Genomic DNA, 21,333 nt, shown 5'->3' on the forward strand with positions numbered 1-21,333 from the left:
TATGTCGCAAACTGCCACACTGATTCTGACTCACGGAAAAATTCATACTCTCGACAAACAAAGCCCACAGGTCGAGGCGGTAGCGATCGCCAACGGGAAGATCCTGGCGACCGGTAACCACGATCGGATCATGAGCTTGGCCGCCGAAGGGACGCAGATTGTCGATCTGCAAGGACATACGGTGATCCCCGGCTTAAATGATTCACACCTGCATCTGATTCGCGGTGGTCTGAATTACAACCTGGAACTGCGTTGGGAAGGTGTACCGTCGCTGGCGGATGCCCTACGCATGCTCAAAGAGCAGGCTGACAGAACACCGTCGCCGCAATGGGTGCGCGTGGTGGGGGGCTGGAGCGAATTCCAGTTTGCCGAACGGCGCATGCCAACTCTGGAAGAACTGAATGAAGCCGCGCCAGATACGCCGGTATTTGTTCTACATCTCTACGACAGAGCGTTGCTGAATCGCGCCGCATTGAAAGCCGTCGGCTACACCAAAGCGACGCCGGATCCGGCAGGTGGTGAGATTGTGCGTGATAGCAACGGCAACCCGACTGGAATGCTGATCGCCAAACCCAACGCTATGATCCTTTATTCGACGCTGGCGAAAGGGCCAAAGCTGCCGCTGGAAATGCAGGTCAATTCGACCCGCCAGTTTATGCGCGAGCTGAACCGCCTGGGACTGACCAGCGCCATCGATGCGGGTGGCGGATTCCAGAACTACCCGGAAGATTATGAGATCATTGAGCAGTTGCACGCCAACAAGCAGATGACGGTGCGCATCGCCTATAACTTGTTTACTCAGCGTCCGAAGCAGGAGCTGGAGGACTTTGAACGCTGGACTGATATGCTCAAACCTGGGCAGGGCACCGACTTCTACCGTGCTAATGGGGCTGGGGAAATGCTGGTCTTCTCGGCCGCTGATTTTGAAGACTTCCTGCAACCACGCCCGGATCTGCCGGAAGGTATGGAAGATGAGCTGGAGCGCGTGGTTCGCCACCTGGTGGAGCACCGCTGGCCGTTCCGTCTGCATGCCACCTATGATGAATCCATTAGCCGCATGCTGGATGTGTTCGAGAAGGTGAATCGCGATATCCCGTTCAATGGTCTGCACTGGTTCTTCGATCACGCCGAAACGATTACCGAACGCAATATCGAGCGCGTAAAAGCGCTGGGCGGCGGGATAGCGGTTCAGCACCGTATGGCGTTCCAGGGCGAATATTTTGTCGATCGCTATGGCAAAGACGCGGTCAAACATACGCCGCCGGTGGCGAAAATGCTGGCGGCTGATGTTCCGGTAGGGCTGGGGACTGACGCCACCCGCGTGGCCAGCTACAACCCGTGGACCGCGCTGTACTGGCTGGTTTCTGGCCGTACCGTTGGTGGTCTGGCGATGTATGATGATAACAATCGTCTGCCGCGCGACGTGGCGCTGGAACTGTGGACGGCCGGTAGCGCCTGGTTCTCCAGCGAACAGGGTAAGAAAGGGCGTATCGAGAAAGATCAACTGGCCGACCTGGTGGTGCTGTCTAAAGATTACTTCAGCGTGCCGGAAGAAGAGATCAAAGGCATCGAGTCGGTGATGACTATTGTCGATGGTAAAGTCGTGTACGCTGCCGGTCATTTCACCCCGCTGGCACCGCCTGCCATTCCGGTTGTGCCCGACTGGTCGCCGGTGGTGAAGGTGCCGGGGCACTATCGCTCAGCGCCGCCTGCTGCGGCGAAAATTGGCGCAATGGTACAGATGCACCAGTGCTGTGGTAGCTGCGGCGTACACGGTCATCAGCATGACATCGCGCGTAAGTCGGGGATTCCGGTGTCAGATGACAGGGCTTTCTGGGGCGCGCTGGGTTGTTCCTGCTTCGCGTTTTAATCTCTCATCACAGCCCCTGGCCAAACGCAGGGGCTGATTGGCTTTTCTGAAAAGCGGGTCATAGTGTTAACAGATATGGCACAGCTGCAACAATTTGTGTCATTCTGGTCTGTCTTTACACAGTGAAGGTGGAAACATGGATGAGCTGCTAACCCTTGGCTGCATTGTTTTATTCTTTGCGTTGGTAGTGGTTCCTGGTCTCGCTATCGTGGCATACAGACGCAGTGCGGCGGTACGTTCTGAGCTGGCGGCCTTGCGCCGTCGGGTAGAGGAACTTGAGCTGCGCGGTGTGGCGCCGGAGTCTGTGGTACAGGCCATCGCCGATGCGCCAACGGCTGCAACAAAGAGTCTTCCTGTCGATGCGAAAACGGCTGCGATTAGCAACGTGGCGCCGGAACCAGACACTGAGCCGACCCTTGAACCCGTTAGCCCGTGGTCTTCACAGCAGAAGCCGGATAAAGCGGTAATTTCCACGCCCAGCGTCGAGCGACCTTCTGCTTTTGGCGGGGTGATGTCATCGCTGGTGCGCTGGTTTATGCAGGGCAATCCGTTGGCAAAGCTCGGTATATTGCTCCTGTTCCTGGGACTTTCTTTCCTGCTGCGTTACACCGTCGAACATTCTCTGTTTCCGCTTGAGCTGCGCCTGGTGGCGACCGCGCTGTTTGCTATTGTCCTGTTGGCGCTGGGCTGGCGGTTGCGGCATAAGCAACAGGTCTATGCGCTGATCTTACAGGGCGGGGCCACGGGAGCACTCTATCTCACCGTCTTTGGCGCGTTCCGGCTGTGGCAAATGCTGCCAATGACGCTAGCATTTGCGCTGCTGGTGGCGATTTGCGCGGCGAGCGTGGGTCTGGCTATTTTGCAAAAGGCACTCAGCCTGGCGATGCTGGCCAGCCTTGGCGGCTATCTCGCGCCGCTGCTGCTTTCCTCCGGCGGCGGCAGTCATGTCGCGCTCTTCTCTTTCTATCTTCTGCTCTCGGTCGGTATTCTCGCTATTAGCATCTGGCAGCACTGGCGGGAGCTGAATCTGCTCGGCCTGTTGTTTACCTTTGGCGTTGGCGGTTTGTGGGGGCTGGAGGACTATCGACCTGAGTATTACCTGAGCTGCCAACTGTTCCTGATCGCCAACACCATTATTTTTGGCGTGCTGAGCGTGGTGCTGTCCCTTCGGGCGCAGGAAAAAGGCAAACAGATTATTGATGGCGTGCTGCTGTTTGCCCCTCCGCTGGTAGGTTTTGGCATGCAGTATGCCATTACCCGGCATATGGCATATGGTCCGGCGCTCAGCGCGCTGGGCTACGGTGGTTTCTATCTGGTGTTGGCGACGCTTGCGTTGCGGCGCTCATCTTCTCTGGGAAGACCGCTGGTATTGTCCGCCCTGGCGCTTGGCGGCGCATTTACCACCCTGGCTATCCCGCTGGCGCTTTCAGCCCGTTGGACGGCGATGGCCTGGTCGCTGGAGGGACTTGGGATCCTCTGGCTGGGTATCCAACAGCAGCAACGACGCATGAGTTATAGCGGTACGGCGCTGCTCGTGTTGGCCGTGGGCAGCGCGCTATGGGCGCTGGCGAACGGCATAACTGCGCTCTCAGTGATGCTGATATTTGCCGTGCTTAGCCTCAGTTGGCTGGCTGCCGCATGGCTATGGCGCAACATTCGGATACAGAGTAGTTGGGGGCTACTCGCTGGCGGTTTGCTTTTCTGGATTATTGCACTCGTTGCAGTTTCGCAGCTCATCCTGAAGCAGGAGCGGTGGGTGCTCTCTGGCGTGTTGGCATTAATGGCGGTATCGGTCTGGGGCTGGCGAACGATTGCTGGTCGCCTGGCATGGTGGGAGCTGGATGCCAGTAAATGGCTGTTGTGGCCGACGATGCTGGTGATGCTGATGTATCAGATCTCTTTGCAGCAGATTTTTGCCGCGGGCTGGCCGAATCTGGCCTGGTGTGCGGCGCTAATTGTTGCAGTGGCGCTGCTCTGGCGTGACGCACCGATATTACCGCCAACGCTTTCCCGGCTGGCACATTTGTCGTTCTTCTGGATGATTGTACTGGCGCTGGCGGTTGAGCTGTTCTGGTTCGCCCAGGCGCTACCGTGGGGGCGAACCGCGTGGGGAAGCGGCCTGATGATGGCGGCTGGCGGATTGCTGATTTTCCTGGTTTATCAAGCTGTTCAGCGCAGGCTCTGGCCATTTCGTATCTGGCCGGCCTTATATTCTGTTCAGGCGATGGTTCCTGTTGCGTTGGTACTGGTCGGTCTGCTCGTGCTGACGAATTTACAGGATGGCGTGGTTTATCGTCAGACATATCTGCCGTTGCTCAACCCGCTGGAAGAGGGCGCAGCTTTTGCCCTGCTAGGGTTGGTCGTGTTTTATCGCGTGTCTGAACGCTATTTCCCGGTGCTGCTTTCGGTGTGCCGCCCATGGCCGGTTGTGGCGCTGATGGCGCTCGGTTTTTGGTGGCTTAATGGCCTGCTACTGCGCGCATTGTCCTGGTATGGCGAAGTTGCGTGGAATGTACACGCCCTGTGGGATTCGCGGCTGATTCAAACCTGTTTTGCTCTGTTCTGGATGCTGGCGGCATTGGTGGTGATGCTGCAGGCAACCCGGCGTCGCTCGCGGCAGGAATGGTTGTGTGGCGCCGTTTTGCTGGGGATAGTCATAATTAAACTGATGTTGGTGGATAGCGCGGGAGGCGGTGGCCTGGCGCGCGCGGTCGCGTTTATCGGCGTCGCCATTCTGGTGCTGATTATCGGGTATTTTTCACCTTTACCGCCCAAAGCTGGAGAAGAAAAATGAAATGGATTAAAGCGGTTCTCTGGAGTGCTCTGTTAGGAGCAACCAGCGCGGCGTGGGGCAGTAATACGGCTACGGATGCGCCAGCAGACTACGCGAAGGGCGTGAAGCTCTTAACGCCGGGTTCAGAGCAATGGTATAGCCTCCCTCTGCCATTAGAAGTATATCATGAGGCGGTCTGGCCGGACTTACGTGATATCAGAGTGTTCAACCGCCAGGGCGATGTGGTGCCTTTCACTCTACTGGCAGAAAAAGCGCAGGCAACGACCCCGAGAACGATTCCTCTGCGCCTTTTTCCGTTTGATTCTACGGTGCAACAGGTGACGCCAAAGCAAGATGATGAAAGACCAGCGGTCCTGCTTCGTGCTAAAAATGGCATTGAAATTCGCTTCGAAAGTGAAAACCTGCAATCCATCGGGCAGAGTTATTTAATTGCCTTGCCAGACGATGTCAAAGAGACGCCATTGCTGTCCCAGTTGCGTTTGAACTGGGATGCGCCTGCGAAAAACTGGCAGGGAACGGCATCGCTCTATTACAGCCGTGATTTGCGTGACTGGAGGTTGATGACAGGAAATGCGCCGCTGATGGATCTGACGCATAGCGACGACCGGTTGAAAATGGACACCTTAGGCGTCGATGATTTGCGCATGTCTGCTGATGGCGTCCCCTGGCTGTTGCTGATTCTTGATTCGCAAAGTCCTGCGTTAAATCTGACCGGCGTGAGTGCGATAACCCGTGAGGAGCCTCTGCTTACCCGGCCTGTTTCGATGGATGCTGAAGCGGAGAAAATTGCCGAAAACCAGGCGATTTGGCGCTGGTCCAGGCCGCAACCGTTGACCTCATTAAAGATTTCACTGGATAACGAAGGCGTATTGCCGGTTGAACTTGAATGGCGCAAAGCAGAAAAAGACGCCTGGCAGCCTTTAACCCGAACGGTTCTCTACAATCTGGAAAATCAGTATTCGGATAATATTCCGCTCTCCGGTGAGTTAGTTGAGGAGGTCCGGATGACGACGCTTCAGGCGCGTTTGCCTGACACCTTACCCGTACTGAGAGGGGAGCGCGACAGCTATAAAGTGATTTTTAACGCACAAGGCCAAAGCCCGTTTATTCTGGCATGGGGGAACAAAGCGGCGGAACCCGCGAGCATCAGTCTGGCGATGCTGATCCCGGAGGCGTTACGTAAGCACAACGATCCTGACAAAATGCCGCAGGCTTTGGAGGATGAACCAGTTACTCTGGGCGGCGAGGGGCGGCTGACGGCAACTTCAGTCGCTGAGCAACAAAGCCAGTGGAAAACGCTGTTGGTGTGGGGGGTGTTAATCCTTGGCGTCGCCGTCCTGGCGCTGATGGCGTGGCGAATCTGGCGTGAAGTGAAAAAGGGTAATCCGATATAAACCAATAAAAAAGGCCCGCATTGCGGGCCTTTTATCGATCGATTCATGCCAATTACAGGCTGGAAACGTTCTCGGTCAGGTATTTTGCCACGCCGTCCGGAGACGCGTTCATACCTTCTTTCCCTTTTTCCCACTGCGCCGGGCAAACGTCGCCGTGCTCTTCGTGGAACTGCAGCGCGTCAACCATGCGCAGCATTTCGTCGATGTTACGACCCAGCGGCAGATCGTTAACCACCTGGTGACGAACAACGCCGTTAGCGTCGATCAGGAAAGAACCACGCAGAGCAACGCCCGCTTCCGGGTGCTCGATGCCGTAGGCTTTCTGGATTTCGCGTTTGATGTCAGCAACCATTGCGTATTTCACCGCACCGATGCCGCCTTTGTCGACAGGGGTGTTACGCCATGCGTTGTGGACAAATTCTGAGTCGAAAGAAACGCCAACAACTTCAACGCCGCGCTTCTGGAATTCTTCGTAACGTTTGTCGAATGCGATCAGTTCAGACGGGCAAACGAAGGTGAAGTCCATCGGCCAGAAGAACAGAACGGTGGTTTTACCGTTGGTATGCTGTTTGAAGTTGAAGTTTTCAACGATCTCACCGCTACCCAGTACCGCAGCTGCTGTGAAATCCGGAGCCTGACGAGTTACCAGTACCATATAATTCTCCTGCAATGTTAAGGGTTTTTTGGAACGCAACGCGGGCCAGTATAGAGAGTGTTTGAGAATAAGACAAAGAGGCGCTGGCAATCAATGAGACAGGTTTTGTCTATCAATCTGTTGCTGGATGAGCGCTACTGCTTATCCGGCGCGTTATGCGGGTTACCATCAAAGGGTTTTATGTCGCGCCTGTTCCATCATTTGCGGATAAAACTGCCAGAAACGCTCTTCTAAGGCATCATAATGCGTATCCAGGTCATACCATGAGTCGCGCAGGGCATCGAGACGCGGACGGCGGCTGGCCATGCCGTTCAGGACGTTCTGGATAAAATCCATGTCACGATAGCGCTCAAGCCATTTTTCTGACCACATATAGTTGTTTAAGTTAATAAAGCGCGGCGGCGATTCTGGCAAAATCGTGGTCACCTGGGTGCGGGCATAGCGCACAAATTCCGCTAATGGGAAATCTGGGGAGATTTCCGACCAGTTGCGCGACAGAAAGTGATCCCACATCACGTCCAGCGTAATTGGCGCGACGCGGCGCGTTTCGCTACGAAACCACTCTTTGGCTTCACGCACTTGCGGCAGGTTATCGGTCATCACGTCGATACGACGGTGCATGAAGATGCCTTCCACCACCTCAGGCGAAAAAAGCGTTTCCGGATTACCCCGGACAAAATCGGCCAGCAGATTGCCGGAAAGCGAGCTGTCGGCAAGATGAGCGAGATGCAAATGTGCAAGAAAATTCATAGTTAAACGTTTATCCAGAGGGGTAAAGGTTGCAGGGAGAACGCCCCGGCACTAGACTACCCGCCTCTTATTTTAGTCTGAGTCAGTGTCATGCGCGTTACCGATTTCACCTTTGAACTACCCGAATCCCTGATTGCCCACTATCCGCAAGCTGAGCGCAGTAGCTGCCGCTTGCTGTCTTTGGACGGGCCGACGGGCGCGCTGACGCACGGTACTTTCACCGATTTGCTCGATAAGCTCAACCCTGGCGATTTGCTGGTCTTTAACAATACCCGCGTTATTCCTGCGCGTCTGTTTGGCCGTAAAGCCAGTGGCGGCAAGATTGAAGTGCTGGTCGAACGCATGCTGGATGATAAACGTATTCTGGCGCATATTCGCGCCTCGAAAGCGCCGAAGCCGGGTGCCGAGCTGCTATTGGGCGACGATGAAAGTATCAAAGCGACGATGGTCGCCCGTCACGACGCGCTGTTTGAAGTGGCGTTTGACGACGAACGCAGCGTGCTTGATATCCTCAACACCATCGGCCATATGCCGTTGCCGCCGTATATTGACCGCCCGGACGAAGACGCCGACCGCGAGCTGTACCAGACCGTGTATAGTGAAAAACCGGGTGCCGTCGCTGCGCCGACCGCGGGGCTGCACTTTGACGAGCCGCTGCTGGCGAAACTGCGCGATAAAGGCATTGAAATGGCGTTCGTTACGTTGCACGTCGGCGCGGGTACCTTCCAGCCGGTGCGCGTAGACACCATCGAAGACCACATTATGCACTCTGAATATGCGGAAGTGCCGCAGGATGTGGTTGACGCGGTGCTGGCGGCGAAGGCGCGTGGCAACCGCGTGATAGCCGTGGGCACAACGTCCGTTCGCTCACTGGAAAGCGCAGCGCAGGCTGCCAAAAACGATCTCATTGCGCCGTTCTTCGGCGATACGCAGATATTTATTTATCCAGGCTATAAATACCAGGTGATTGATGCCCTGGTCACCAACTTCCACCTGCCGGAATCGACGCTGATCATGCTGGTTTCTGCGTTTGCTGGTTATAAAAACACCATGCACGCCTATCATGAAGCGGTAAAAGCGGAATATCGCTTTTTTAGTTACGGTGATGCGATGTTTATCACGTACAATCCGCAGGCTATTTCTGAGCGTGTCGGGGAATAAATTTCCGGCATGAGTATTTAACGTCGGACTGTTTTTCTGACGCAGGAGTTAAGATGAAATTTGAACTGGACACCACAGACGGTCGCGCGCGTCGCGGCCGCCTGGTTTTTGAACGTGGCGTAGTGGAAACGCCTGCATTTATGCCGGTCGGTACTTACGGCACCGTAAAAGGCATGACGCCGGAAGAAGTTGAAGCCACCGGCGCGCAGATCATCCTCGGCAACACTTTCCACCTGTGGCTACGCCCGGGTCAGGAAATCATGAAGCTGCACGGCGATCTGCACGATTTCATGCAGTGGAAAGGGCCAATCCTTACCGATTCCGGCGGCTTCCAGGTTTTCAGTCTGGGCGATATCCGCAAGATTACCGAGCAGGGCGTGCATTTCCGCAACCCGATCAACGGCGATCCGATTTTCCTCGATCCTGAGAAGTCAATGGAGATTCAATACGATCTCGGTTCCGATATCGTGATGATTTTCGACGAATGTACACCGTACCCGGCCGACTGGGACTATGCTAAACGCTCAATGGAGATGTCTCTGCGTTGGGCTAAGCGCAGTCGCGACCGTTTTGACAGTCTCGGCAACAAAAATGCGCTTTTTGGCATCATTCAGGGCAGCGTTTACGAAGATTTACGTGATATCTCCGTCAAAGGTCTGGTAGATATCGGCTTTGATGGCTACGCTGTCGGCGGTTTGGCTGTCGGTGAGCCGAAGGAAGATATGCACCGCATTCTGGAGCATGTTTGCCCACAGATTCCGGCAGATAAACCGCGTTACCTGATGGGCGTCGGCAAACCAGAAGATCTGGTTGAAGGTGTGCGTCGTGGTATCGATATGTTTGACTGCGTGATGCCAACGCGAAATGCCCGTAATGGTCATTTGTTTGTGACTGACGGCGTGGTAAAAATTCGTAACGCGAAACATAAAAGCGACACCAGTCCGCTCGATGCTGAGTGTGATTGCTACACCTGTCGCAATTATTCGCGCGCTTACTTGCATCATCTCGACCGTTGCAACGAAATATTGGGCGCGCGTCTCAACACGATTCATAACCTTCGCTACTACCAGCGTTTGATGGCGGGTTTACGCAAGGCTATTGAAGAGGGTAAATTAGAGAGCTTCGTGACCGATTTTTACCAACGTCAGGGTCGACCAGTTCCACCTGTGAACGTTGATTAATTTTAATAATGAGGGAATTTGAATGAGCTTTTTTATTTCTGATGCGGTAGCGGCAACAGGTGCTCCGGCGCAGGGCAGCCCGATGTCTCTGATTCTGATGCTGGTGGTGTTTGGTCTGATTTTCTACTTCATGATCCTGCGCCCACAGCAAAAGCGTACCAAAGAACACAAGAACCTGATGAACTCCATTGCGAAAGGCGATGAAGTCCTGACCAACGGTGGTCTGGTGGGTCGCGTGACCAAAGTAGCAGAATCTGGCTACATCGCTATCGCGCTGAACGACACCACTGAAGTGGTTATTAAACGTGATTTCGTAGCTGCCGTTCTGCCGAAAGGCACCATGAAGGCGCTGTAATTTATTGTTTTCCCAAAGGGAACTGCCGTGTTAAACCGTTATCCTTTGTGGAAGTACATTATGCTGGTCGTCGTCATTGTCGTCGGCCTGCTTTACGCACTTCCCAACCTGTATGGTGAGGATCCGGCTGTTCAAATCACTGGCGTGCGCGGTGCCGCCGCCAGTGAGCAAACGCTGATCCAGGTCCAGAAAACGTTACAAGAAGATAAAATCACACCTAAGTCTGTGGCTCTGGAAGAGGGTGCTATTCTTGCGCGCTTCGACTCCACTGATACCCAACTGCGCGCACGTGAAGTACTGATGGGCGTGCTGGGCGATCAATACGTCGTGGCGCTTAACCTTGCTCCGGCAACACCGCGCTGGCTGGCAGCCATTCACGCAGAACCGATGAAACTCGGTCTTGACCTGCGTGGCGGCGTTCACTTCCTGATGGAAGTGGATATGGACACCGCGCTGAGTAAGTTGCAGGAACAAAATATCGATAGCCTGCGCAGCGATCTGCGTGAAAAAGGCATTCCTTATACTACCGTTCGTAAAGAAGATAACTACGGCCTGAGCATCACCTTCCGTGACAGCAGCGCCCGTGATGAAGCTATCTCTTATCTGAGCAAGCGTCACCAGGATCTGGTTATTTCCAGCCAGGGCAGTAATGCTCTGCGTGCGGTGATGACCGATGCGCGCCTGAGCGAAGCCCGTGAATATGCGGTACAGCAGAACATCAATATTCTGCGTAATCGTGTGAACCAGTTGGGTGTTGCTGAGCCGGTGGTACAACGTCAGGGCGCTGACCGTATTGTCGTCGAACTGCCGGGTATCCAGGATACCGCGCGTGCGAAAGAAATTTTGGGCGCAACCGCGACGCTGGAATTCCGTCTGGTAAATACCAACGTTGACCAGTCTGCTGCGGCATCCGGGCGTGTACCGGGTGATTCGGAAGTGAAACAGACTCGCGAAGGTCAGCCGGTTGTGCTGTACAAACGCGTGATCCTGACCGGTGACCATATCACCGATTCTACTTCCAGCCAGGACGAATACAATCAGCCGCAGGTTAACATCTCGCTGGATAGCGCGGGTGGTAACATCATGTCCAACTTCACTAAGGACAACATCGGTAAGCCGATGGCGACCCTGTTCGTGGAGTACAAAGACAGCGGTAAAAAAGATGCTAACGGTCGTGCCGTGTTGGTGAAACAGGAAGAGGTGATTAACATCGCCAACATCCAGTCTCGCCTGGGTAACAGCTTCCGTATCACCGGTATCAACAACCCGAACGAAGCGCGTCAGCTTTCTCTGCTGTTACGTGCCGGTGCGCTAATCGCGCCGATTCAGATTGTTGAAGAACGTACCATCGGCCCAACCCTGGGTATGCAGAACATCAAACAGGGTCTGGAAGCCTGTCTGGCCGGTCTGGTGGTGTCTATCCTGTTCATGATCTTCTTCTATAAGAAGTTCGGTCTGATTGCGACCAGTGCGCTGATCGCTAACCTGGTGCTGATTGTCGGCATTATGTCGCTGTTGCCGGGAGCCACGCTGAGTATGCCGGGGATTGCGGGGATCGTCTTAACCCTTGCCGTCGCGGTCGATGCTAACGTACTGATCAACGAGCGTATCAAAGAAGAGTTGAGTAACGGTCGTTCGGTGCAGCAGGCCATCAATGAAGGTTATGCCGGCGCATTTAGCTCCATCTTCGATGCGAACATTACGACGCTGATTAAGGTCATTATCCTGTACGCAGTCGGCACTGGGGCAATTAAAGGGTTCGCGATTACTACCGGTATTGGGGTAGCGACGTCGATGTTTACCGCCATTGTCGGTACACGTGCCATCGTAAACCTGTTGTATGGCGGCAAGCGCGTCAAAAAGCTGTCAATCTGAGGAGTGCGAAGTGGCACAGGAATATACTGTTGAACAATTGAACCACGGCCGTAAAGTCTGGGACTTTATGCGCTGGGACTACTGGGCTTTCGGCATTTCAGGTTTTCTGCTGATCGCGGCCATCGTGATTATGGGCGTGCGCGGCTTTAACTGGGGTCTCGATTTCACCGGTGGTACGGTCATTGAAATCACGCTGGAAAAACCAGCTGAAATGGACGTGATGCGCGATGCGCTGGAGAAAGCGGGCTTTGTTGACCCGCTGCTGCAGAACTTCGGCAGCAGCCACGACATTATGGTGCGTATGCCGCCAACTGAAGGCGCAGACGGCGGTCAGGTGCTGGGTAGCAAAGTGTTGAGTGTGATTAACGAATCCACCAACCAAAACGCTGCGGTGAAGCGAATTGAATTCGTGGGGCCGAGTGTTGGCGCAGACCTGGCGCAAACCGGTGCGATGGCGCTGATGGCGGCGCTGATCTCCATCCTGGTGTATGTCGGTTTCCGCTTTGAGTGGCGACTGGCGGCAGGGGTAGTTATCGCGCTGGCGCACGACGTAATCATCACACTTGGGATCCTGTCGTTGTTCCATATCGAGATTGACCTGACTATCGTCGCATCGCTGATGTCGGTAATCGGTTACTCGCTGAACGATAGTATCGTAGTCTCTGACCGTATTCGTGAAAACTTCCGCAAAATTCGTCGCGGTACGCCTTACGAAATCTTTAACGTGTCATTGACTCAGACGCTGCACCGTACGTTGATTACCTCCGGTACGACGTTGATGGTTATTCTGATGCTGTTCCTGTTCGGTGGTCCGGTACTGGAAGGCTTCTCGCTGACCATGCTTATCGGTGTTTCCATCGGTACTGCGTCTTCTATCTACGTAGCATCGGCGCTGGCGCTGAAGCTGGGTATGAAGCGTGAGCACATGCTGCAGCAGAAGGTCGAGAAAGAAGGGGCGGATCAGCCGTCAATTCTGCCTTAACCCATTAAGAGTGAAGATAGTGGAATCCCGATCGCAAGGTCGGGATTTTTTTTGCCTGTGATTTAACGGTAGGCCATTATCTTTTTCTGTCGTCACACTACTGACAGTATGCTGTCAGTAGCCCTGTCTTATAGTCCTTCTGAGATTACCCACACAGGCTGGAGGAAGTATGAACAACGTAATTAACTGGTTTGAAATCCCCGTGGTACAAATGGATCGCGCCATCGCTTTTTATGAGCCAGTGATGCAGGTTTCTTTGCGTCGGGAGAATATGGACTGCGCTGAGTTGGCCGTATTCCCGCATAAGGATCCTGCTCCCGGCGGGGCGCTGGCTAAATTTGACGGTATTTCGCCTTCAGCGCAGGGCGCTATTATTTATCTGCATACGGACAATTTGGCTGCCACGCTTGAACGTGTTGCCACAGCTGGTGGTCAATGCGTGTTTGGCCCGCTCGAACTGGGGCAGGACATTGGTACGATTGCGCTATTTACTGACAGTGAAGGCAATCGTGTTGGTTTACATCAACCCGCGTAATATTTTCAGGACTGAGGATTAAAATGACCCGACGCGCCGACCGCTTGTTTCAGATCGTACAAATCCTGCGGGGCAGACGAGTGACAACGGCGGCGCTGCTGGCAGAACGTCTTGAAGTTTCTGAACGGACGATTTATCGCGATATCCGCGATCTCTCTTTATCCGGCGTGCCCATTGAAGGCGAAGTGGGCAGCGGATACCGCTTAATGGCCGGGTTTGATCTGCCACCGTTGATGTTAACGCATCACGAATCAGAAGCATTGATGGTCGCGATTCGGTTGCTGAAAACATGGGGCGGGGATTCACTTTCACAGGCACTGGAGTCGGCGCAGGAAAAAGTGCTGGCGATATTGCCGCCAGAGAGCCGCCGCAGGGCCGAGCAAACGCGGATTTTTGCGCCAGATTTTGGTAATCAGCCACATTCACGCAGTGCCTTCGATCTCATACATCGCGCGGTTTCGGCGCAACAAGTACTGGCGCTGCATTATGGCGATGAGTCCGGGAATCTCTCCTGGCGTGACGTTCAGCCGTTGGGATTATTTTTCTGGGGCGAGCACTGGTTACTGGTTGCCTGGTGCGAGAAGCGTGACGATTATCGCTGCTTTCGCGTTGATCGCTGTCTGAAGATCACGCCTCTCGACAGGCACTTTCGCGAATCGGCGGATCGCTCGCTAAGTGACTTTTTACGTAAAGTACGCTGTGAAGACCAGCCGTAAAAAAGCCAGCGGTTAAGCTGGCTTGTCTGCGATAAATTGTCTGGATTAGAAGTTGTAACCTACGACCAGGTAACCACCCCAACCGGTTGATTTCGCGCTGAAGTCGCCTTCGCCCCAGTTCAGGGTATCCCCACCTTTCCACTGGCCGCCGTTATGGAAATAACGCGCGACTACGGAGTAGTGCCAGTGATCGTAGTTCAGCGCCAGCACGTGGCTGGAAGCGATAGAGTTGCTGGTGCGGTTCGGATCATCACCCAAATCTGAGCCCCAGTCGAAGTTGGTGAAGCCGATGTAGGTCAACTGACCGCCCCAAACCTGGGTGATCGGCACAAAGTATTTCACTTTGAAACGGTAACCATCCCACTCGTTTTCGTTGGATGCGCCATAGTTCTGCCACTGGTATTTAGCATACACGTTCAGGGACAGACCCATCGGCAGACCGGTGTCGATATCGGTACCCAGACCCATATACCAGGTGCTCTGGCGGCTGGCTTTGTTGTCACCCATATCGTAGATGTAGTTGTTGGCGAAGTACCATTCTTTGAACGGTCCAAAGCTCAGGTCAGCACCGGTCAGCTTGTCGATGGAGAAACGTGGTTCGATTTCCATAAACAGCGGGGAACCGTCAGACCAGATACCTTTATCGTTGCCGTTACCCCAGTCAAAGGTTTTCGGAATATCGATGTAGCCATAGAAGTCGAACCAGTCTTTTTTGGCAAACGCTTCGTATTCCAGATACACGTCGTTGTTCAGTTTCGGGGAGAAACGGGTGTGGTAGCTGCCCACCACGTTGACGCTTTGGTGCCACCAGTCGGACAGATATTGCGGTTTGTCATTTTCTGCTGCGTTGGCAGTAAAAGACGAGGAGAGCGCCAGCACCGCACCGGCTGCAAGTAATGTTTTTTTCATATGTATGCCACTGTTTGAAATCCCTTTCGGGAGTGAAAAATGCGCAAATTGCGTTTCTAAATATTTCGTAATTCTTCGGAGCCTATTATAAAAATCATTGTTCACAAAAATATGTCTTGTTTCACAGTTCTATCATTTACGTAATCGATTGCGTTCACGTTTGCGTACTTTAGGCGGCGAATTGTACTGGCTCCCATGAATGTTGCCAAGTTTTAACAGAAATATTGGTTATGTCAGGGGAGTAACAAAATGGAGCGGAGTGATGTTGCGGAACGCACAAAACGTTCCGCAAAAAAGTTTATTGGCTAACAGGCTGGACGTCGTGGATGCGAACAAATCCCAACTGGTCGGGGGAGAGACCAGTTATCTGCAACGGAATGTCTACGTCGCTGGGGGCAAGAATACTTGCCGGGGCGTTGACCAGTTGGTTTTGAACGTTCACTTCCTGATAATTCTCCGTGGTGCCCTGAATTTGACCGTACTCTACGGTGGCGCTAAAGGCGGGCAAGGGCGTATTGGACTCGCCCTGAATACGTAGCGTTAACCTTGTGCCATCGGCGTTCGGCGCAATATTCACCAAAGACATACGTAACGTGCCAATCTGGCTCTCCAGCCGGGCAGGGGTTTTGGAGCCCGGCAACAGATAGGCGCCACTGGTCGACTTGGCATTCAACATATTTTGTTGCGTAATTTTTACCGTTTCCTGATTAAGCTGCGTCATCTCTTTATTTAGCGTGCTTACGCTTTGATGCATCTGGCGTACTTCGCTTTGCTGCGCGCAGGCGCTAAGACTAAAGAGGCTTCCCACCAGGAGAATTCTTAGGTAACGTCTTGTCATTGTGATTACTTCCTTCATTGTCGCGATAGCATAATGGTAGTGTGCACAGAGCACGAAGGCATCGATCCTTTGTCTCAAAAGCGCTGCGCCTTTGTTGTCACGCCAGTTCAGGGTAAAATAGATTGCTGTTAACCACTGAGGTACAGGACGCCGTATGCATTGCCCATTCTGTTTCGCCGTAGACACTAAGGTAATTGACTCTCGTCTTGTAGGCGAGGGCTCCTCAGTACGCCGCCGTCGGCAGTGTCTGGTCTGTAACGAACGTTTCACCACTTTTGAAGTGGCTGAACTTGTCATGCCGCGTGTTGTGAAGAGCAACGATGTGCGTGAACCCTTTAATGAAGATAAGCTGCGCAGCGGCATGCTCAGAGCGTTGGAGAAACGTCCGGTCAGCTCAGATGACGTCGAAATGGCGTTAAACCATATCAAATCACAACTGCGAGCGACTGGCGAGCGTGAGGTGCCGAGTAAGATGATCGGCAACCTGGTAATGGAGCAGCTGAAAAAGCTCGATAAAGTCGCTTACATCCGCTTTGCGTCGGTTTACCGCAGTTTTGAAGATATCAAAGAATTTGGCGAAGAGATTGCTCGCCTACAGGACTAAGCCATGCAGGATGAATTGTACATGGCGCGCGCGTTGAAGCTTGCTGCGCGCGGACGTTTCACTACTCACCCAAATCCCAACGTCGGCTGCGTGATTGTTAAGGATGGGGAGATCGTCGGTGAAGGATATCATCACCGCGCGGGCGAGCCGCATGCCGAAGTCCATGCCCTGCGGATGGCTGGAGAAAAAGCGCAAGGGGCAACCGCCTACGTGACGCTTGAGCCCTGCAGTCATCATGGGCGTACGCCGCCGTGCTGCGATGCGTTGATTGCGGCGGGCGTAGCACGCGTTGTTGCCGCGATGCAGGATCCCAATCCGCAGGTAGCAGGTCGTGGCCTCTATCGCTTGCAGCAGGCGGGCATTGACGTCAGCCACGGCTTGATGATGAGCGAGGTTGAGCAGCTTAATAAAGGCTTTCTCAAGCGCATGCGTACAGGTTTCCCATATCTGCAGCTTAAGCTTGGCGCATCGCTCGATGGTCGTACGGCGATGGCCAGCGGGGAAAGCCAGTGGATCACCTCGCCGCAGGCGCGCCGCGATGTGCAACGGCTGCGCGCGCAAAGCCATGCCATTTTAACCAGCAGCGCGACGGTACTGGCCGACGATCCTCAGCTTACCGTGCGCTGGTCGGAGCTTGGGGAGTCAACTCAGGCGAGTTACCCGCAGGAAAATCTGCGCCAGCCGATCCGCATTGTCCTTGATAGCCAGAATCAGGTCACGCCGGAGCACCGTATTGTGCAACAGCCGGGAGAAACCTGGATTATCCGAACGAAAGACGATACCCGCAGTTGGCCGGAGTCAGTTCGCAGTATTAAGGTACCGGAACATAACGGGCATCTGGATTTGGTCGTGTTGATGATGCAACTGGGCAAACAGCAAATTAACAGTATTTGGGTGGAAGCTGGCCCAACGCTTGCGGGCGCGTTATTACAGGCCGGTTTGGTGGATGAGCTAATCGTGTATGTTGCGCCTAAACTGTTAGGCAGTGATGCGCGAGGATTATGTGTGCTGCCAGGGCTTGAGAAACTGGCCGACGCCCCCCATTTCAAATTCAACGAGATACGCCAGGTGGGCCCGGACGTTTGCCTGCATTTAACCACTGCGTGAGGCTTTCTGAATTAGAGGAAGCAGCGCCCAGAATATTATGATAAAATCCGCCCCCCTTACGGGGCCATAAATCGAACCCGAAGGAAGAATATGAACATTATTGAAGCTAACGTTGCTACTCCGGACGCTCGCGTCGCCATCACCATTGCGCGTTTCAACAACTTTATCAATGATAGCCTGCTGGAAGGTGCGATCGACGCCCTGAAACGTATTGGCCAGGTTAAAGATGAAAACATTACCGTCGTTTGGGTTCCAGGCGCATATGAGCTGCCGCTGGCGGCTGACGCACTGGCGAAAACCGGTAAATACGATGCTGTGATTGCGCTAGGTACGGTGATCCGTGGTGGTACCGCGCACTTCGAATATGTGGCTGGCGGTGCAAGCAATGGCCTGGCGCATGTCGCTCAGGACAGTGGCATTCCGGTAGCCTTCGGTGTTCTGACCACCGAAAGTATTGAACAAGCCATCGAACGTGCTGGCACGAAAGCCGGCAACAAAGGCGCAGAAGCTGCACTGACTGCGCTTGAAATGATTAATGTATTGAAAGCCATTAAGGCCTGATTTTTGTAAGGGGAAATCCGTGAAACCTGCTGCTCGTCGCCGCGCCCGTGAGTGTGCCGTCCAGGCGCTCTACTCCTGGCAGTTGTCCCAGAACGACATCGCTGATGTTGAATACCAGTTCCTGGCGGAACAGGACGTTAAAGATGTCGACGTTCTGTATTTCCGTGAACTGCTGTCCGGGGTAGCGACTAACAGCGCGTACCTGGATGGATTAATGAAGCCTTACCTGTCTCGTCTGCTGGAAGAGTTGGGTCAGGTTGAAAAAGCCGTACTGCGTATTGCGCTGTTTGAACTGTCTAAGCGTAGCGATGTGCCGTACAAAGTGGCCATCAACGAAGCGATTGAACTGGCGAAAACCTTCGGTGCCGAAGACAGCCATAAATTCGTTAACGGCGTACTGGATAAAGCAGCACCTGTGATTCGCCCCAACAAAAAGTAATCCCGAGGCCGGCGGAGAGTGGAACGTGTTTCCGCTGTCCCCGGCTTTTTCTTTTTTTCTGCTGAGGCATAACGTATGGCATGCGGCGAATTTTCCCTGATTGCCCGTTATTTTGATCGCGTAAGAACGTCTCGTCTTGATGTCGAAACCGGTATTGGCGACGATTGCGCACTCCTGAACATCCCTGAAAAACAGACATTGGCGATCAGTACCGATACGCTGGTGGCAGGCAATCACTTCCTCCCCGACATTGATCCTACCGATCTGGCCTGGAAAGCCCTGGCGGTGAATTTGAGCGATCTGGCGGCGATGGGTGCCGATCCTGCGTGGTTGACGCTGGCACTGACGTTACCTGACGTTGATGAAGCCTGGCTTGAAGCTTTCAGCGATGGCCTGTTTGAACTCCTTAATTACTACGATATGCAGCTGATTGGCGGTGATACCACGCGTGGACCGCTGTCGATGACGTTGGGTATTCATGGCTACGTTCCCGTTGGGCGTGCCTTAAAACGTTCCGGGGCAAAACCGGGAGACTGGATTTATGTGACCGGCACGCCGGGCGATAGTGCGGCGGGGCTGGCGATTTTGCAGGACCGCTTGCAGGTGACTGATCCAAAAGACGCGGAGTATCTGCTGCAACGCCACCTGCGCCCAACCCCGCGTATTTTACAGGGGCAAGCCCTGCGCGATCTGGCCAGTGCGGCTATCGATCTCTCCGACGGCCTGATTTCCGATCTGGGGCATATCGTCAATGCCAGCGGCTGCGGCGCACGGGTTAACGTCGACGCGCTGCCTTATTCCACGGCATTCGCCCAACACGTTGAGCCGGAACAGGCGTTGCGCTGGGCGCTCTCGGGGGGGGAAGATTATGAGTTATGCTTTACCGTACCGGAAATCAACCGTGGCGCGCTGGACGTCGCGCTGGCACATCTCGGGACCTCGTTTACCTGCATCGGTCAGATGAGTGCGGATGTAGAAGGCGTTCACTTTACGCGCGATGGAAAACCCGTCACGTTCGACTGGAAAGGATATGACCATTTTGCCGCGCCTTAAAAAAGATGTCGCCAAAAGCCGCCTGAGTATGCGTAATCCGTGGCACCTGTTGGCCACCGGTTTTGGTAGCGGGCTGAGTCCAATTATTCCTGGCACCATGGGATCGCTGGCGGCGATCCCTTTTTGGTATTTAATGACATTTCTGCCATGGCAGCTGTATTCGCTGGTGGTCATGCTGTCTATCTGTATCGGCGTTTATCTGTGTCATCAAACGGCGAAAGACATGGGCGTGCACGATCACGGCAGCATTGTCTGGGACGAATTTGTCGGCATGTGGATAACTCTGATGGCGCTACCGACCCTCGACTGGCAATGGGTTGCCGCCGGATTTGTGATTTTCCGTATTCTGGATATGTGGAAACCGTGGCCAATTCGTTGGTTCGATCGCAATGTGCATGGCGGGACGGGGATCATGATCGACGATATTGTCGCCGGGATACTCTCTGCCGGAATTTTGTATTTTATCGGCCATCACTGGCCGATAGGTATCATTTAACGGGTTTGCCGGATGGCGGCGTAAACGCCTTATCCGGCTTACAATCTACAATCGCGCTTATTTAAATCCCACCACCGGATGCTGTTTGTACGGTGTTTCCAGCTCGGCAATTTGCTCCGGCTTCAGCGTTAAATCCACCGCATTGAGCAATTCATCCAATTGCTCCTCGCGCGATGTGCCAATAATGGGCGCAGCCACACCTGGTTTGCTCAGCAGCCATGCCAGCGCGACCTGCGCCCGCGTAACGCCCAGTTCCTCACTGATGCCAGCCAGCCGCGCGGCAATTTGCGCGTCGTTTTCATCGCTCTCGTTATATAAATTTTTACCGACTTCATCGGAAACCAGACGTGCGGTCGTTTCTCCCCACGGGCGGGTCAGGCGACCACGCGCCAGCGGACTCCACGGGATCACCGCGACACCTTCCTGATAGCAGAGCGGCAGCATTTCGCGTTCTTCTTCGCGGTAGATCAGGTTGTAGTGATCCTGCATGCTGACGAACTGCGCCCAGCCGTGTTGCTTCTGTAAGGCCAGCGCCTGAGCAAACTGCGAAGCGTGCATCGACGAGGCACCGATATAGCGAGCTTTACCGGCTTTTACTACGTCGTTGAGGGCTTCCAGCGTTTCCTCGATTGGCGTGTTGTAATCCCAGCGGTGAATTTGCAGGATGTCCACATAGTCCATGCCCAGGCGTCTGAGGCTGTCGTCGATTGAGCGCAGGATTTGTGCGCGGGATAATCCTTCCGCTAAATCATCCACCTGGTGAAAAACCTTGGTCGCGACCACGACATCTTCGCGGCGGGCAAAATCACGCAGCGCACGGCCGACAATCTCTTCGCTGCTGCCAGCGGAGTAGCTGTTGGCGGTATCGAAAAAGTTAATGCCGCCTTCAAGGGCGTGTTTGATTATCGGGCGGCTGCTCTCTTCAGGCAGCGTCCAGGCGTGATTACCGCGATTGGGTTCGCCAAACGTCATGCAGCCCAGGCAAAGGCGGGAGACCCGGAGGTCGGTTTTTCCTAAAGTGTTGTATTGCATTCATTCGCTCCTGCTTAGCGTGTTAT

21 protein-coding genes are annotated in these 21,333 nt (G+C 54.1%); 16 read left to right on the forward strand and 5 right to left on the reverse strand.

Features of this window, described 5'->3' with window-relative positions:
* Position 1 precedes the first annotated feature (1 nt).
* The 3 genes from FDX11_RS16300 (at position 2) to FDX11_RS16310 (ending at position 6,058) form a co-directional block, all read left to right on the forward strand.
* Positions 2-1,870 carry an amidohydrolase gene (locus FDX11_RS16300; protein WP_137398240.1) on the forward strand — a complete coding sequence of 623 codons (1,869 nt, stop codon included), beginning with the start codon at positions 2-4 and terminating at the stop codon, positions 1,868-1,870.
* 136 nt (positions 1,871-2,006) lie between these two features.
* On the forward strand, positions 2,007-4,664 hold the full coding sequence (locus FDX11_RS16305; protein WP_137398241.1) for a DUF2339 domain-containing protein: 2,658 nt from the start codon (positions 2,007-2,009) through the stop codon (positions 4,662-4,664).
* Positions 4,661-6,058, forward strand: a complete 1,398-nt coding sequence (locus FDX11_RS16310) for a DUF3999 domain-containing protein (RefSeq protein WP_137398242.1) — start codon at positions 4,661-4,663, stop codon at positions 6,056-6,058. Before FDX11_RS16305 ends, FDX11_RS16310 begins: the two co-directional genes overlap by 4 nt.
* 52 nt (positions 6,059-6,110) lie before the next feature.
* Here the strand turns inward: FDX11_RS16310 and FDX11_RS16315 are convergent, their stop codons facing one another.
* A complete protein-coding gene (locus FDX11_RS16315) occupies positions 6,111-6,713 on the reverse strand; it encodes a peroxiredoxin (RefSeq protein WP_003021524.1) in 603 nt (200 codons plus the stop codon).
* Positions 6,714-6,881: 168 nt separating this feature from the next.
* Positions 6,882-7,463 (reverse strand): ACP phosphodiesterase, encoded by a 582-nt coding sequence (acpH, locus tag FDX11_RS16320; RefSeq protein ID WP_137360393.1) that lies wholly within the window; start codon positions 7,461-7,463, stop codon positions 6,882-6,884.
* Between the two features lie 90 nt (positions 7,464-7,553).
* Here acpH and queA point away from each other — a divergent pair, with 90 nt between their 5' ends.
* From queA to FDX11_RS16355, 7 genes are all read left to right on the forward strand, one after another.
* Entirely contained in the window at positions 7,554-8,624 is a 1,071-nt protein-coding gene (queA, locus tag FDX11_RS16325) for a tRNA preQ1(34) S-adenosylmethionine ribosyltransferase-isomerase QueA (RefSeq protein WP_137398243.1), read from the forward strand.
* Positions 8,625-8,677: 53 nt separating this feature from the next.
* The gene (gene tgt, locus FDX11_RS16330) at positions 8,678-9,805 is read left to right on the forward strand and encodes a tRNA guanosine(34) transglycosylase Tgt (RefSeq protein ID WP_126955929.1); all 1,128 of its coding nucleotides are present in this window, start codon (positions 8,678-8,680) and stop codon (positions 9,803-9,805) included.
* Between the two features lie 22 nt (positions 9,806-9,827).
* A complete protein-coding gene (yajC, locus tag FDX11_RS16335) occupies positions 9,828-10,160 on the forward strand; it encodes a preprotein translocase subunit YajC (protein WP_003021544.1) in 333 nt (110 codons plus the stop codon).
* Positions 10,161-10,187: 27 nt separating this feature from the next.
* Entirely contained in the window at positions 10,188-12,035 is a 1,848-nt protein-coding gene (secD, locus tag FDX11_RS16340; protein WP_137360396.1) for a protein translocase subunit SecD, read from the forward strand.
* Positions 12,036-12,045: 10 nt separating this feature from the next.
* Entirely contained in the window at positions 12,046-13,017 is a 972-nt protein-coding gene (secF, locus tag FDX11_RS16345) for a protein translocase subunit SecF (RefSeq protein WP_038638190.1), read from the forward strand.
* Between the two features lie 169 nt (positions 13,018-13,186).
* Entirely contained in the window at positions 13,187-13,552 is a 366-nt protein-coding gene (locus FDX11_RS16350) for a VOC family protein (RefSeq protein WP_137398244.1), read from the forward strand.
* A 23-nt stretch (positions 13,553-13,575) separates the two neighbouring features.
* Positions 13,576-14,268 (forward strand): YafY family protein, encoded by a 693-nt coding sequence (locus FDX11_RS16355; RefSeq protein ID WP_137398245.1) that lies wholly within the window; start codon positions 13,576-13,578, stop codon positions 14,266-14,268.
* A 45-nt stretch (positions 14,269-14,313) separates the two neighbouring features.
* On the opposite strand, the gene FDX11_RS16360 is transcribed toward FDX11_RS16355, so the two are convergent.
* Both FDX11_RS16360 and FDX11_RS16365 read right to left on the reverse strand, forming a co-directional pair.
* Positions 14,314-15,177 carry a nucleoside-specific channel-forming protein Tsx gene (locus tag FDX11_RS16360; RefSeq protein WP_003021561.1) on the reverse strand — a complete coding sequence of 288 codons (864 nt, stop codon included), beginning with the start codon at positions 15,175-15,177 and terminating at the stop codon, positions 14,314-14,316.
* 298 nt (positions 15,178-15,475) lie between these two features.
* Positions 15,476-16,015: a DUF3251 domain-containing protein gene (locus tag FDX11_RS16365; RefSeq protein WP_042310122.1), complete on the reverse strand. Its 540-nt coding sequence runs from the start codon at positions 16,013-16,015 to the stop codon at positions 15,476-15,478.
* A gap of 154 nt (positions 16,016-16,169) precedes the next feature.
* On the opposite strand from FDX11_RS16365, the gene nrdR reads away from it, so the two are divergent.
* From nrdR to pgpA, 6 genes are all read left to right on the forward strand, one after another.
* On the forward strand, positions 16,170-16,619 hold the full coding sequence (nrdR, locus tag FDX11_RS16370) for a transcriptional regulator NrdR (RefSeq protein ID WP_016152032.1): 450 nt from the start codon (positions 16,170-16,172) through the stop codon (positions 16,617-16,619).
* A 3-nt stretch (positions 16,620-16,622) separates the two neighbouring features.
* Positions 16,623-17,726: a bifunctional diaminohydroxyphosphoribosylaminopyrimidine deaminase/5-amino-6-(5-phosphoribosylamino)uracil reductase RibD gene (gene ribD, locus FDX11_RS16375; protein ID WP_061381555.1), complete on the forward strand. Its 1,104-nt coding sequence runs from the start codon at positions 16,623-16,625 to the stop codon at positions 17,724-17,726.
* 90 nt (positions 17,727-17,816) lie between these two features.
* Positions 17,817-18,287: a 6,7-dimethyl-8-ribityllumazine synthase gene (gene ribE / locus FDX11_RS16380; RefSeq protein WP_003021575.1), complete on the forward strand. Its 471-nt coding sequence runs from the start codon at positions 17,817-17,819 to the stop codon at positions 18,285-18,287.
* A gap of 19 nt (positions 18,288-18,306) precedes the next feature.
* The gene (gene nusB / locus FDX11_RS16385) at positions 18,307-18,726 is read left to right on the forward strand and encodes a transcription antitermination factor NusB (RefSeq protein ID WP_000801129.1); all 420 of its coding nucleotides are present in this window, start codon (positions 18,307-18,309) and stop codon (positions 18,724-18,726) included.
* A gap of 75 nt (positions 18,727-18,801) precedes the next feature.
* Entirely contained in the window at positions 18,802-19,779 is a 978-nt protein-coding gene (thiL, locus tag FDX11_RS16390; protein WP_061381556.1) for a thiamine-phosphate kinase, read from the forward strand.
* The gene (gene pgpA, locus FDX11_RS16395) at positions 19,757-20,275 is read left to right on the forward strand and encodes a phosphatidylglycerophosphatase A (protein WP_042310116.1); all 519 of its coding nucleotides are present in this window, start codon (positions 19,757-19,759) and stop codon (positions 20,273-20,275) included. The genes thiL and pgpA overlap by 23 nt, the downstream gene beginning before the upstream one ends.
* 57 nt (positions 20,276-20,332) lie before the next feature.
* Here the strand turns inward: pgpA and yajO are convergent, their stop codons facing one another.
* Positions 20,333-21,307 carry a 1-deoxyxylulose-5-phosphate synthase YajO gene (yajO, locus tag FDX11_RS16400; RefSeq protein ID WP_042310115.1) on the reverse strand — a complete coding sequence of 325 codons (975 nt, stop codon included), beginning with the start codon at positions 21,305-21,307 and terminating at the stop codon, positions 20,333-20,335.
* Between the last annotated feature and the right edge of the window lie 26 nt (positions 21,308-21,333).

Source organism: Citrobacter sp. wls714, from assembly GCF_005281025.1.
Lineage (GTDB): Bacteria > Pseudomonadota > Gammaproteobacteria > Enterobacterales > Enterobacteriaceae > Citrobacter > Citrobacter werkmanii.